Source organism: Ahrensia sp. R2A130 (assembly GCF_000179775.1).
GTDB lineage: Bacteria > Pseudomonadota > Alphaproteobacteria > Rhizobiales > Rhizobiaceae > Pseudahrensia.
Map to the genome: position 1 here is coordinate 13,287 of NZ_AEEB01000017.1, position 12,646 is coordinate 25,932.

Annotated in this window: 11 protein-coding genes; 9 read left to right on the top strand and 2 right to left on the bottom strand. The window is 58.8% G+C overall.

Translation table 11 applies throughout. From position 1 onward, the window contains the following. Positions 1-114: 114 nt before the first annotated feature. Together R2A130_RS09280 and R2A130_RS09285 are read right to left on the bottom strand one after the other, a co-directional pair. Positions 115-1,707 carry an isocitrate lyase gene (locus R2A130_RS09280; protein WP_009464814.1) on the bottom strand — a complete coding sequence of 531 codons (1,593 nt, stop codon included), beginning with the start codon at positions 1,705-1,707 and terminating at the stop codon, positions 115-117. Positions 1,708-1,838: 131 nt separating this feature from the next. Continuing rightward, positions 1,839-2,090 carry a hypothetical protein gene (locus R2A130_RS09285; RefSeq protein ID WP_009464816.1) on the bottom strand — a complete coding sequence of 84 codons (252 nt, stop codon included), beginning with the start codon at positions 2,088-2,090 and terminating at the stop codon, positions 1,839-1,841. Positions 2,091-2,308: 218 nt separating this feature from the next. On the opposite strand from R2A130_RS09285, the gene R2A130_RS09290 reads away from it, so the two are divergent. The 9 genes from R2A130_RS09290 (at position 2,309) to R2A130_RS09330 (ending at position 12,637) form a co-directional block, all read left to right on the top strand. Next, the gene (locus tag R2A130_RS09290) at positions 2,309-3,847 is read left to right on the top strand and encodes a short-chain fatty acyl-CoA regulator family protein (protein WP_009464817.1); all 1,539 of its coding nucleotides are present in this window, start codon (positions 2,309-2,311) and stop codon (positions 3,845-3,847) included. A gap of 12 nt (positions 3,848-3,859) precedes the next feature. Continuing rightward, on the top strand, positions 3,860-4,648 hold the full coding sequence (locus tag R2A130_RS09295; protein ID WP_009464818.1) for an SDR family oxidoreductase: 789 nt from the start codon (positions 3,860-3,862) through the stop codon (positions 4,646-4,648). 339 nt (positions 4,649-4,987) lie between these two features. Next, positions 4,988-5,806 carry a lytic transglycosylase domain-containing protein gene (locus tag R2A130_RS09300; RefSeq protein ID WP_040305689.1) on the top strand — a complete coding sequence of 273 codons (819 nt, stop codon included), beginning with the start codon at positions 4,988-4,990 and terminating at the stop codon, positions 5,804-5,806. 168 nt (positions 5,807-5,974) lie between these two features. After that, on the top strand, positions 5,975-7,354 hold the full coding sequence (locus R2A130_RS09305) for a glutamine synthetase family protein (RefSeq protein ID WP_009464820.1): 1,380 nt from the start codon (positions 5,975-5,977) through the stop codon (positions 7,352-7,354). Between the two features lie 121 nt (positions 7,355-7,475). Next, the gene (locus tag R2A130_RS09310) at positions 7,476-8,567 is read left to right on the top strand and encodes a polyamine ABC transporter substrate-binding protein (RefSeq protein WP_009464821.1); all 1,092 of its coding nucleotides are present in this window, start codon (positions 7,476-7,478) and stop codon (positions 8,565-8,567) included. 29 nt (positions 8,568-8,596) lie between these two features. Then, entirely contained in the window at positions 8,597-9,751 is a 1,155-nt protein-coding gene (locus R2A130_RS09315) for an ABC transporter ATP-binding protein (protein ID WP_009757774.1), read from the top strand. 16 nt (positions 9,752-9,767) lie between these two features. Beyond that, a complete protein-coding gene (locus R2A130_RS09320) occupies positions 9,768-10,670 on the top strand; it encodes an ABC transporter permease (RefSeq protein WP_009757775.1) in 903 nt (300 codons plus the stop codon). A 46-nt stretch (positions 10,671-10,716) separates the two neighbouring features. Then, a complete protein-coding gene (locus tag R2A130_RS09325) occupies positions 10,717-11,532 on the top strand; it encodes an ABC transporter permease (RefSeq protein ID WP_009757776.1) in 816 nt (271 codons plus the stop codon). Between the two features lie 58 nt (positions 11,533-11,590). After that, positions 11,591-12,637 carry an adenylate/guanylate cyclase domain-containing protein gene (locus R2A130_RS09330; RefSeq protein ID WP_009757777.1) on the top strand — a complete coding sequence of 349 codons (1,047 nt, stop codon included), beginning with the start codon at positions 11,591-11,593 and terminating at the stop codon, positions 12,635-12,637. Positions 12,638-12,646: the final 9 nt, after the last annotated feature.

Consider the following 12,646-nt stretch of genomic DNA (forward strand, 5'->3'; position numbering starts at 1 on the left):
CTTCCCATTCCTGGTATAAAAAAGCCGCCGCAGTTTCCTGCGACGACTTAGCTTCAGATCGCCCCTGAAGTGTTTTTGGTGCTCGGCTTTAGCCGAGTTGGTTCCCCCTCGGCGTTAGCCGAACTGATTCATCGTGTTGTCCTCGCCGGATGCTTTCAGTGCAGCGTCGCCAGCAAAGTATTCCTTGTGGTCGTCGCCCATGTCGGAGCCGGCCATGTTCTGGTGCTTCACGCAGGCGATGCCTTGACGGATTTCCTTGCGCTGCACGCCTTCGACGTAGCCCAGCATCCCAGCGTCGCCGAAATACTCTTTGGCGAGGTTGTCTGTCGAAAGCGCTGCCGTGTGGTAGGTCGGCAGGGTGATGAGGTGGTGGAACACACCGGCGCGTTTGGCGGCATCGGCCTGGAACGTGCGGATGCGGTTGTCGGCTTCGGTGGAAAGCTCGCTCGTGTCGTAGCTTTCATCCATCAGCTTGGCGCGGTCGTAGTCGGCCAGATCGCGGCCCTCTTCGGTCCATGCGTCGAAAACCTGCTGGCGGAAGTTCAGCGTCCAGTTGAAGGATGGCGAGTTGTTGTAAACGAGCTTGGCGTTGGGGTGCACCTCTTTGATGCGGTCCACCATGGACGCGATCTGCTCCACGTGGGGCTTTTCGGTTTCGATCCACAGCAGGTCTGCGCCAGCATCCAGTGATGCGATGCAGTCCATCACGCAGCGGTCGGCACCCGTGCCTTCGCGGAACTGGAACAGGTTGGATGGCAGGCGTTTGGGGCGAACCAGTTTGCCGTCGCGCTTCATGATGACGTCGTTGGGGCCGACAGCGTCCAGCGACACTTCTTCAACGTCGAGATAGGAATTGTACTGGTCGCCAAGGTCGCCTTCTTCTTTGGACACGGCAATCTGCTTGGTGAGGCCGGCGCCCAGCGAGTCCGTGCGGGTGACGATGACACCGTCATCGACGCCGAGTTCAAGGAAGGCGTAACGCAGCGCACGAACCTTCGCGAGGAAGTCTTCGTGGGGCACCGTGACCTTGCCGTCCTGATGGCCGCACTGCTTTTCGTCCGACACCTGGTTTTCGATCTGCAGGCAGCAGGCACCGGCCTCAATCATCTGCTTGGCGAGAAGATACGTCGCTTCCGCGTTGCCGAAACCGGCATCGATGTCGGCAACGATTGGAACGACGTGTGTCTCGTGGTTCTCGATTTCCTTCTCGATGCGCTTGGCGGTGAGTTCGTCACCGGCGTCGCGGGCAGCGTCGAGTTCGCGGAACATGCCGCCAAGTTCACGGGCGTCGGCCTGTTTCAGGAAGGTGTAAAGCTCTTTGACGAGCTCCGGCACCGTGGTTTTTTCGTGCATGGACTGATCGGGCAGCGGGCCGAATTCGGAGCGCAGCGCGGCGACCATCCAACCGGACAGATACAGGTAGCTGCCCTTGGTGGTGCCAAAGTGCTTTTTGATGGAGATCATCTTCTGTTGTGCGATGAAACCGTGCCAGCAACCCAGCGACTGGGTGTATTTCGCGGGGTCGGCATCGTATGCCGCCATGTCTTCGCGCATCACGCCTGCGGTGTATTTTGCGATATCGAGGCCGGTGCGGAAGCGGTTCTGCGCGCGCATGCGGGCGGCGGAATCAGCATCGATATTGGCCCATGGCGCGCCGTTTTGGGTGATGAGCCCGGCGAGTTCGGATTTGTCTGATGTGTAGGTCATGGAGTTCTTTCAGGTGAAGTTCGGCTGGGAGGGGCCGGTAGGAAACGGGAGGCCGTAGCCGGTGGATGGTCCGGCTACGGCAATGTGGTTGGTGAAGCTTCGCGCTCCGTCCGGCGCAGCCGGACAGAACATCACCCTTTGACGATGACAGGCACCATCATGTCGCCCCAGTTGCCCTCGTGGTGATGGCGGGCGGAGCGGACGAGTTCGACAGAGACGCCGGCTTCCACGGCCTGCATGACAGCGTGGTTCAGGCGGTGCAGATCGTTGGCCAGCTGGCGAATTGCGTTCTGCTGGTCGGCATCCACAGAGCTTTCGCGCTCGGTGGAGATTTCGCTGGCGCGGGCCTTGGCGGCTTTGATGGGGGTGACTGCCTCGGTCATGGGGAGCTCCTGAGGTGTGGGTTGTGACAAGTTCAGTTTGTGACAAACCGGATTATCCGTCTGCCTTGCCCCCAACCAACACGCCACAAGCGCTGCCTGCACGGTAAAAATAGGTTTGTTGTAGTCTTTTCGAGTTGGTTTGTACGACTCTTCACGCAATGCTCTTGTCAGATTGTAAAAATTGTCACAATCTGACTTTGCTTTATGTGAGGTGCTGCATGGCCGACACGAAAATCTTTATCGGCCCGCGCATCCGCCGCATCCGCACGGGCCTATCGCTCACGCAAACCGCAATGGCGGAGCAGCTCGGCATATCTGCCAGCTATCTCAATCTCATCGAGCGCAACCAGCGCCCATTGACGGCACAACTCGTGATGAAGTTGGTCTCCACCTTCGATATCGATGTGACCGACCTGCAGCCCGGCAGCGAAGACGGTGGCGTTGCGGCGCTGAAGGAAGTTTTCGCCGATCCGTTGCTGTCCGGCGAATTGCCTGGCGATACGGAATTGGTGGAGCTTTCCGATGGCGCGCCCAACGCGGCCACCGCCGTGGTCAAACTGTACCGCGCCTACCGCGAGCAGCAGGAACGGCTGTCGGATCTGTCACGCATGATGGGCGAGGGGGCAAGCGGTGAAGCTGCTGAACAGGCGCAGCTTCCCGTCGATGCGGTGAACGCAATTCTGGAATCTGTGCCGTGGTGTTTTCCGGCTCTGGAACGGCTGGCGGACGATATTCTGAAAGACATGCAAGGCGAAGACGGTTCGCCCAACCTAGGCCACGCCGAGCGCATGTTCGCGGTGCAACGGGTGATGCTGCAAAACTACGGCATCACCACGCAGGTGTTGCCGGTGGAAACCATGCCCGTTTGGCGCAAGCGCTTTGATCGTCACACGCGGCGGCTTTTCCTGTCGGAGCGCCTTACGCCATCGCAGCGGGCGGAGCTGCTGGTGCAGGAATTGGTGACACTGCGGCACGGCAAGGAGCTCGATGCGGAACTCGACCTGCTGAAAATCACCGGCGATGAAGCCCGCCGCCTCGCCCGCTCGGAACTCGCCCGATACACGGCGTTGGCCGTGTTGATGCCTTACGACCGTTTTCTTCAAACCGCCCAACGCGTCAGCCATGACATGAACATTCTGGCGACACGCTTTTCCGTGGTTTTCAATCAGGTCGCGCAACGGCTGGTGTCGCTGCAGGACAAGAGCGGTAACCGCCGCGCTGGACTGTCGTTTTTCATGTTGGAGATCGACCAAGCCGGAAACGTGCTGCGGCGTCTGGGTGCCAAGGGTTTTCCCCGCGCTACGTTCGGCGGTGCCTGCCCGAAACTCGCCGTCCACACAGCGTTTTCGCGTCCGCGCGAGGTCATGTGCGAGCGGGTGGTCAATCAGGAAGGGCAGGTGTTCCTAACTCTCTGCGCGACGGCACCCGGCCCCCGCTCGCTGGCTGGAGAACGCCCCGCCCACACCGCCACGCTGTTGGGCATTGCTGACGCGCCAGCCACGGCAGTCCTTGCCGCCCAACAAGGGCAGGGGACGAAAGGCGGGCCTGTCGTCTTGTTGCGAGATGAGGCTGCGGGCCACGGCATCGTCCACGCCAAACAATTGGGCGACGTTCAGGTCGTCCCCCCCGTTCCCATCGGCCCCGCGTGCCGCTTATGCGAACGCAACGATTGCATCGCCCGCTCCGCCCCACCGGTCACACGTCCGCTTGGTTTGGACGATCTTGTTTCCGGCTTCGGACCGTATGGGCTCACGTAAGAAAGGCATCTCATGGCTGAACGATTGAACGGAAAACTATGCGTCATCACCGGCGCTGCACGTGGCATCGGCGAAGCGATTGCCCGCGCATATCTGGACGAGGGCGCTACCGTCATCGCCACGGATAAAGACGTGGCGACTGGTGCGACGTTGGCCGATGAATTGGGTTGCGAATTTCTGGAACTGGATGTGCGGGAAGAAGCTCACTGGCAAAAGCTGGCCAAGCAACACCCGCGCATCGACGTGCTGGTGAACAATGCGGGCGTAACGGGTTTCGAAGACGCTGTGGTCGCGCACGACCCTGAAAACGCTTCGCTGGAAGAATGGCGCGCCGTCCATGCCGTCAATCTCGACGGCACGTTTATGGGGTGTCGCTATGCCATCGGCGCTATGAAAGAGGCTGGAACGGGTTCGATCATCAACATCTCGTCCCGCTCCGGCCTCGTGGGCATTCCGGCAGCCGCTGCTTATGCCTCGTCGAAGGCAGCCGTCCGCAACCACACGAAAAGCGTCGCGCTTTACTGCGCTCAACTCGGCACGCAAATCCGCTGCAACTCCATCCACCCCGCCGCTGTTTTGACACCCATGTGGGAACCGATGCTGGGGCAGGGCGAGAATCGCGGGGCGAACATGGCCGCCTTCGTCGCCGACACACCGCTGAAACGCTTCGCCCAAGCCAGCGAAGTCGCCGCCATCTGCACTATGCTCGCCTCCGACGAGGCGAGTTACATCACCGGCACTGAAATCAATATCGACGGCGGCCTGCTGGCAGGCTCAGCCGCATCGCCTTCCAGTGGGTAGGCGCTCTCGAAATTTACGAGTGAGCAAAAGCAATCCGCGCACTTTGCGCGAATTGCGAGGCGGGAAAGCCCGCCCGGCGCTAGTTGCGCCGCGCCCGCGCAGCGAAGGCCACTTGTGGCCGACAGCGTGAGCACAAAAAATCCGAACACAGTGAGGTGTGACTTTTGACACGCAGTGGTCGGGTGAAACATGGTTAACGCCGTGTTAAGGGTCTGCCTGCCATGAAGTCTTCGCATTGTGCCGCAACGTGTTGTTTCGCAGGTCTGAATAACGGGCTTGGCAGAGTTTGGGGAAACGTCCGGCGGGGCCGCCGCGTTCAAAGATAGCAAGGGAATTTCGATGAAAGTTTCGATCACCGCCACCATTCTGGCGTCCGCCATGATTTTTGGAACACCGGCCGCCTACGCCGCCTGCTCCAACACATCGGCTGGTTTCAACCAGTTCAAGAAAAACTTCGCCGCCAAGGCCAAGCGCAACGGCATCGGCCGCAAGGGCGTGAAAGTGCTGATGGATGCGAAATACTCCAACAGCGTCATCAAGTTCGACCGCCGTCAGGCCAAGTTCTTCAAGTCTGCCGGTCGCTCGAAGACCAACTTCAACAGCTTCTATTCCAAGAAGACCAAAGGGCTCGCTCCCCGCGTGAAACGTGCGCTTTCCAAGAACAAGCGTCTGTTCCGTTCACTGGAGAAGAACTTCGGCGTTCAGAAGGAAGTTCTGGCCACGATTTGGGGCATGGAAACCAATTTTGGCGGCTACACCGGTAAGATCGATACGATGAACGCGCTGGCGACATTGACTCATGATTGCCGCCGCACCGGCCTGTTTTCCAAGAACCTGCTGGCCGCGATGAAGATCTACGACAAGGGCTGGATTTCCCGCGCTGCTATGAAGGGCGCAGGCCATGGCGAACTCGGCCAGATGCAGTTCATGGCTGAAAACTACCTGAAATATGCCATCGACTATAACAATGATGGCAAACGCGACCTCGTCCGTTCCCGCGCCGATGCGTTGGCTTCTGCGGCGAACTTTCTGGTCCGCAATGGCTGGCAGCGCATGGGTTCCTACCAGCCCGGTAGCAAGAACTTCCGCGTACTGAATTCGTGGAACGAATCCACGGCGTATCAGCAAACTATCGCTAAGTTTGCAGCTTCTCTTTAGCGCTCACGCTGTCGGGCTTCGCCCTTCGCTGCGCGGGCGCGCCGTATTAACGGCGGTCGCTCTTCGCTCCGGCAGACCTTTGGTCAGCATGGTTCGCTCGCACCGCTTCTAAGCGGAAGAAAAACATTCTAAGACCGGTATCGAACAACTTTCGATACCGGTCTTTTCATGTCCGACGCCCAAAACGAACAGCTTCAAACCTTTCTCGATGCCCATCCGGCGCTGGAAACTGTTGAACTCGTGCTGACGGACCCCAACGGCATCGCGCGGGGCAAATGGGCGCCGGTAGCCACGTTGAAGAAGGCCTTCGGGTCGGGCGTGAATTTTCCGCTCTCGCTGCACGGGCTCGATATCTGGGGCAGCGAGGTTTCCGAGACGGGACTGCACATCGAATCCGGAGACCGTGACGGCTTTTGCGTTGCGGTGCCTGAAACGCTGGCTGCGCTTCCATGGTCCGACGGCAGGTTGGTCGAACCGCACCAAGCCACCACCGCGCAGGTGATGTTGGAAACATTGACGCCGGAGGGCGAAGGCTTCGGTGGATGCGCCCGCACCGTGCTGCGTCGGGCCGTCGAACGGCTGGCCGCAGAGGGTCTGACCGCCGTCTGCGCTGTCGAGTTGGAATTTCATCTGTTGACCACAGACGCCCGCACCGGCGCGCCGTTCACGGTGGCAGAAACGGACGCGGCCTTCGATAACACTCACATGTACGACCTCGAGGCGCTGGCGGAAAAAGCCCCGGTCTTCGCCGCCATCCGCCGCGCGGCGGATTGGGCAGGTGTGCCCATCGACACGGTGGTCAAGGAGGCGGGGCCCGGCCAATACGAGGTGAACCTGACCCACCGCGCCGACCCGCTGCGCGCCGCAGATGATGCCGTGCAGCTTCGTCGTATCGTGACGGAAGCCGCGCGCAACTACGACATGGTCGCGACCTTCATGGCCAAGCCGTTTCCCGAACATCCCGGCAACGGCATGCACGTTCACATCAGCCTGTTGAACGATGCGGGCGACAACATTTTCGCTGCTGATGACGGCCTAGATCGCCAGCGTCACGCCGTCGCAAAACTGCTGGAAACCATGGCGGAAACTACCCTGATTTTCGTCAACACATGGAACGGTTTCCGCCGTATGGCACCGGGTTCCTACGCGCCCACCCGCGCCAACTGGGGCGACAACAACCGCTCCGTCGCACTTCGCTTGCCTGCTGCACAGCCAGTCGCACGCCGCATCGAGCACCGCGTGGCGGGCGCGGATGCCAACCCCTATTTGCTTCTCGCCGTGCTGCTGGAAGCCATGCGGCAAGGGTTGGACGAGCGCCGCGATCCGCCACCTGCACTTACCGGAAACGCCTACGATCGCGCCACGCCCAACCGTGGACCGCGCCTGCCGTCATCCATGGCCGAGGCGTTGGATGTGTTCGAAGACAGCGCCTTTGCGAAGGCCGCACTGGGCGAAGAAATGCACCGCATCATCTGCGCCGTGAAGGCTGCGGAACTGGCGACTTTCACAGCCCATGTCAGCGATTTCGAACGCACCACTTTCGTGTAGCCGGAACGAGTTCACCCCGTTGCCAATTTTGCATTTGCGTACCGAGCGCGGCCTGCCCTAGACTTTCCCCAACACGGTCCACTCAGACCAACAACGACTTCTTCGGACAAGGACTTAGCCCATGCGCAATTTCGTCAAATCCCTGATTCTAGGCACCGCCGCCGTCGCTCTCACCACGGCTGCACATGCGCAGGAGCGCACGGTCAATGTCTATAACTGGTCGGACTACATCGACGAAGAAGTGCTGAAGGAATTCACCGCCGAGACCGGCATCAAGGTCGTCTACGACGTCTTCGATTCCAACGAGGTTCTGGAAACAAAACTCCTTGCTGGTGGCACGGGCTACGACGTCGTCGTGCCATCCGCCACGTTCCTCTCCCGCCAGATTCAGGCAGGCGTCTTTCAGGAACTCGACAAGTCCAAGCTGCCCAACATGAAGAACATGTGGGACGTTGTTGAAAAGCGCACGGAGGTTTACGATCCGGGCCAGAAATACTCGATCAACTACATGTGGGGCACCACCGGCATCGGCTACAATGTGAAAGCAGCGCAGGAGCGTCTTGGTGGCCCTGTCACCGGTTGGGATGTTATTTTCGATCCTGAAAAACTGGCGAAGTTTAAAGATTGCGGCGTCCACATGCTGGATGCCCCGCAGGAAATGGTGCCCGCCGCGCTGAACTTCCTTGGCAAGGATCCAGACAGCAAGTCTGCCGAAGACCTCGCCGCTGCTGAAGAACTGCTGGTGAAAGCGCGCGAAAACATCCAGAAATTCAACTCGTCGGAATATATCAACGCGCTCGCCAATGGCGATATTTGCTTGGCTGTCGGCTGGTCCGGTGATGTGTTCCAGGCCCGCGACCGCGCTGCGGAAGCCGATGCCGGTGTCGAACTCGGCTACGCTATTCCAACCGAAGGCGCGTTGATGTGGTTCGACCAGATGGCCATTCCAGCAGACGCCAAAAACGTCGAAGAAGCCCACATTTTCCTCGACTACATCATGCGTGCTGAGGTGATCGCCAAAGCGTCGAACTATGTGTTCTACGCAAACGGTAACGCGGCCTCGCAGCCGCTGCTGGAAAAAGAAATCACAGAAGATCCAGCCGTGTACCCTGACCAGGCGACGCTGGACAAACTCTATGTCACCACGCCGTGGGGCGCCCGCGAACAGCGCAACCTAACCCGCGCTTGGACCAAGGTGAAGACCGGCCAATAAGGCCGCAGTAGATAATCGGGGCGGGCCAAATGGCAGCACCATCAGGCCCGCGCCGCACGTTCCAGCCTTGGCTGGCTGAAGGCTTGGAAGGCGCACCAACGCCCTTCATAGAGTTCCGCAACGTCACCAAACTCTACGGCGCGGTGACGGCAGTGGATGACCTGTCGCTCTCCATTTACGAGCGTGAATTCTTCGCGCTTCTTGGCCCGTCCGGCTGCGGCAAAACCACTTTGATGCGGATGCTCGCAGGCTTCGAAGAAGTGAGCGAAGGCTCTATCCATCTGGAAGGGCAAGATATTGTCGGCGTGCCGCCCTACCGCCGCCCTGTAAACATGATGTTCCAGTCCTACGCGCTTTTCCCGCATATGAGCGTAGCGAAAAATATAGGCTTCGGCTTGAAGCAGGATGGTATGGCGAAAGGCGACATCGACGCCAAGGTTGCCGAGATGTTGTCGCTGGTGAAGCTGGAAGATTACGGCAACCGCAAGCCCGACCAACTTTCCGGCGGCCAACGGCAGCGCGTGGCGCTGGCCCGTTCGCTCGCTAAACAACCCAAGCTGCTGCTTCTCGATGAGCCGCTCGGTGCGCTCGACCGTAAGCTGCGGGAAGAAACCCAATTCGAGTTGATCGACCTGCAAGAACGCCTCGGCATCACCTTCATGATCGTCACCCACGATCAGGAAGAAGCGATGACGGTGGCCGACCGTATTGCGGTTATGGACAGTGGCAAAATCGTGCAGGTGGACCCGCCATCGGTGATCTATGAAGAGCCCAACAGCCGTTACGTTGCGGACTTTTTGGGCGACATCAATTTGCTGGAAGGCAAGGTCACGGGCATCACCAAAGGCATCGCCACGCTGGAGCGGGCGGATGGCTCGGTGGTGAAAGTCGTGACCGACAAAACACCCTCCACCGGTAGCACCGCGTGGTTCGCCGCGCGGCCTGAAAAGCTGACGATTTCACGCAAGAAAACCGGTCTGAAAAACCCGTTGGCTGGCGAGGTATGGGACATCGCCTATCTTGGTGGGCGCACGCTCTACAAGGTGAAGTTGGACGGGACTGGCGATCAGTTTGTCCGTGTCGCGGTCCTCAATTCCCACGGTGACGAAGACGAAACCCTGACTTGGGAAGAGCGTGTCTGGATCGGCTGCGACCCGTCCGCCGCGCGGCTGCTGACCCGATGACCAACCCGCCGTCACCATGCTGAAGCGTCTCGGTAAGTCTGCCGTCATCTGGCTGCCCTATGCTTGGCTCGCCGTGTTCTTCCTCGCGCCATTTTTGCTGGTGGCAAAGCTGTCACTTTCGGCACCCGCCATCGCAATGCCGCCCTATATTCCGGCCTTCGATTTTGCCGATGGGATCGCTGGTTGGTGGAACGATATTCAGAAGTTTTCCATCGAGAATTTTGTCTTTCTCACCACCGATTCCCTCTATTGGAAAAGCTATCTGTCGAGCTTACAGATCGCGCTCATCTCGACATTTCTAACGCTTCTCATCGGCTACCCGCTGGCTTACGCCATGGCGCGTGCGCCACGAAATTGGCGACCCCTACTGTTGATGCTGGTGATCCTGCCGTTTTGGACATCTTTTCTCATCCGCGTTTATGCATGGATCGGCATCTTGAAAAAGGAAGGTCTGCTCAACCAGTTCTTGCTTTGGTTGGGCATCATTTCCGAACCGCTGACGATTATGAACACCGACTGGGCGGTCTATATCGGCATCGTTTACAGCTACCTGCCGTTCATGATCCTGCCGCTTTACGCGAATTTGGAGAAGCAATCACCGGACCTGCTGGAGGCTGCCGCCGACCTTGGCGCAACGCGGGTACGCGCCTTCTGGCAGGTCACCTGGCCGCTTTCCATGTCGGGCGTGGTGGCCGGTTGCCTGCTGGTTTTCATTCCGGCGGTGGGTGAGTTCGTTATCCCGAGCCTGCTGGGCGGTTCCGACACGTTGATGATCGGTCGCGTACTTTACGACGAATTCTTCTCCAACCGCGATTGGCCGGTATCGTCTGCCGTGGCGATCATTCTGCTGCTCATTTTGCTCATCCCCATCATGCTGTTTCAGCGCAGTGAGGCCCGCGCCAGAGAGGCTGGAACATGACCGCGCAGCGGAGCGAAGCAATAAATAAGAGCAGCGGAGCGAATCGATGAAGCGTGGTTTGACGCCCTTCAATATCACCGCGCTCGTGTTCGGCTTTTCGTTTCTCTACGTGCCGATCCTGCTGCTCATCATCTACTCGTTCAACGAGTCGCGGCTGGTGACGGTTTGGGCGGGTTTTTCGACAAAATGGTATGCCGAAGCGCTCTCCAATGAAGCGCTCATGGGCGCAGCGTGGGTCACGGCGCGGGTGGCATTCATCTCGGCCTGCGTTGCCACGGTTCTTGGCACTTGCGCGGCACTGGCGCTGGTCCGCTTCACCCGCTTTCGAGGGCGGTTTCTATTCTCAGGCATGATCTATGCACCCCTCGTCATGCCGGAGGTCATCACAGGCCTGTCGCTGCTTTTGCTTTTCGTGGCGGTGGGCATGGACCGTGGCATCACCACCGTAATCCTTGCCCACATCACCTTCTCCATGTGTTTCGTCGCCGTGGTGGTGCAATCGCGTCTGCTGTCCATCGACCCTTCGATGGAGGAGGCGGCGCAAGACCTCGGCGCGACACCTGCGCGGGCGTTTTTTTCCGTCACACTCCCCATCATCGCGCCTGCGGTCGCAGCCGGTTGGATGTTGGCATTCACCTTGTCGCTGGATGATCTCGTCATCGCGCAATTCAACTCTGGTCCCGGTGCTACAACGTTGCCCATGAAAATATTTTCGCAGGTGCGTTTGGGCGTGACGCCGGAGATCAATGCGGTGTGCACATTGCTTGTCGGTGTGGTTACTGCAGGGGTCATCATCGCGTCGCTTACGATGAAACGACAAGAGGTAAAACGTCAGCGTGATTTGGCGACATCTGCTGCTTGAAAAGCAGACCTTATATACCACATACAATCATCGGCAAAATACGATCAAAGGCGCAGATATGGCCGGACAAACCATCATCAATGAAATTGGCGAGTGGCTGATCGATCAGGCATTGGCGCAGCCGGATATTGTTGAAATGTTCGATGCTGCTTGTAACCGGCTTCATGCGGCAGGCGTTCCCATAACCCGCGCGCGGCTCACGTGGCCGACGCTGCACCCGCTATTTCAGGCGGAAACCATTTTGTGGAAAATCGGCGCTGATACCGAATTCGAGCAGTTCAAGCATCAGGACGAGGCGTCCGATGCGTGGCTTGCAAGTCCCATGCGCTATATCCTCGACAACGATCTCGACATGCTGCGCCGTAATTTAACCGGCCCGAACGAGTTGGTGGATTTCCCCATCCTCGAAGAGCTGAAAGAGATGGGCTACACGGATTATTTTCTAAAATCGACGCCCTTCAACGGTAAGACAGTGAAGCGTGGGGCGGCAGCGACAGGTATTCTCGTGACATGGTCGTGCGAAAAAGCGAACGGCTTTTCCGATGATAATCTTGAAGCGCTTGCGAAGATCCAGCGGCGTTTGGCGACAGCGGTTAAAAACGCCGTGCAACAGCGCATTGCCAACAACATTACCGAGACATATCTCGGCAAACAGGCCGGGCAACAGGTACTTGATGGTGCCATCAAGCTCGGCGACGGGCATGAGACGCAGGCAATCGTCTGGTATGCCGATATGCGTGACAGCACCGCGCTGGCCGACACGATGAAACCGGAAGATTTCCTCGACCTCCTCAACGCCTATTTCGAATGCACCGCCGGTCCACCTATCGAACTTGGTGGCGAGGTGTTGGATTTCATAGGTGATGCGGTGCTGGCCATCTTCCCCTTCCAGACGGACGAGGAACGTGGCAACGCCATTTGTGCCGCGACTTGTGCCATGGAGCGCACCGTTGCTCTCGCAGAACAGGTGAACGCCGAGCGCAAAAAAAGAAGGCAAGGCGCAGTTCCGCTTCGGTCTCGGCATCAATTGCGGAACGTTGATGTTCGGCAATATAGGAGTGGCCTCGCGACTGTCGTTCAGCGTTATTGGTCCGACGATCAATGAGGTCGAGCG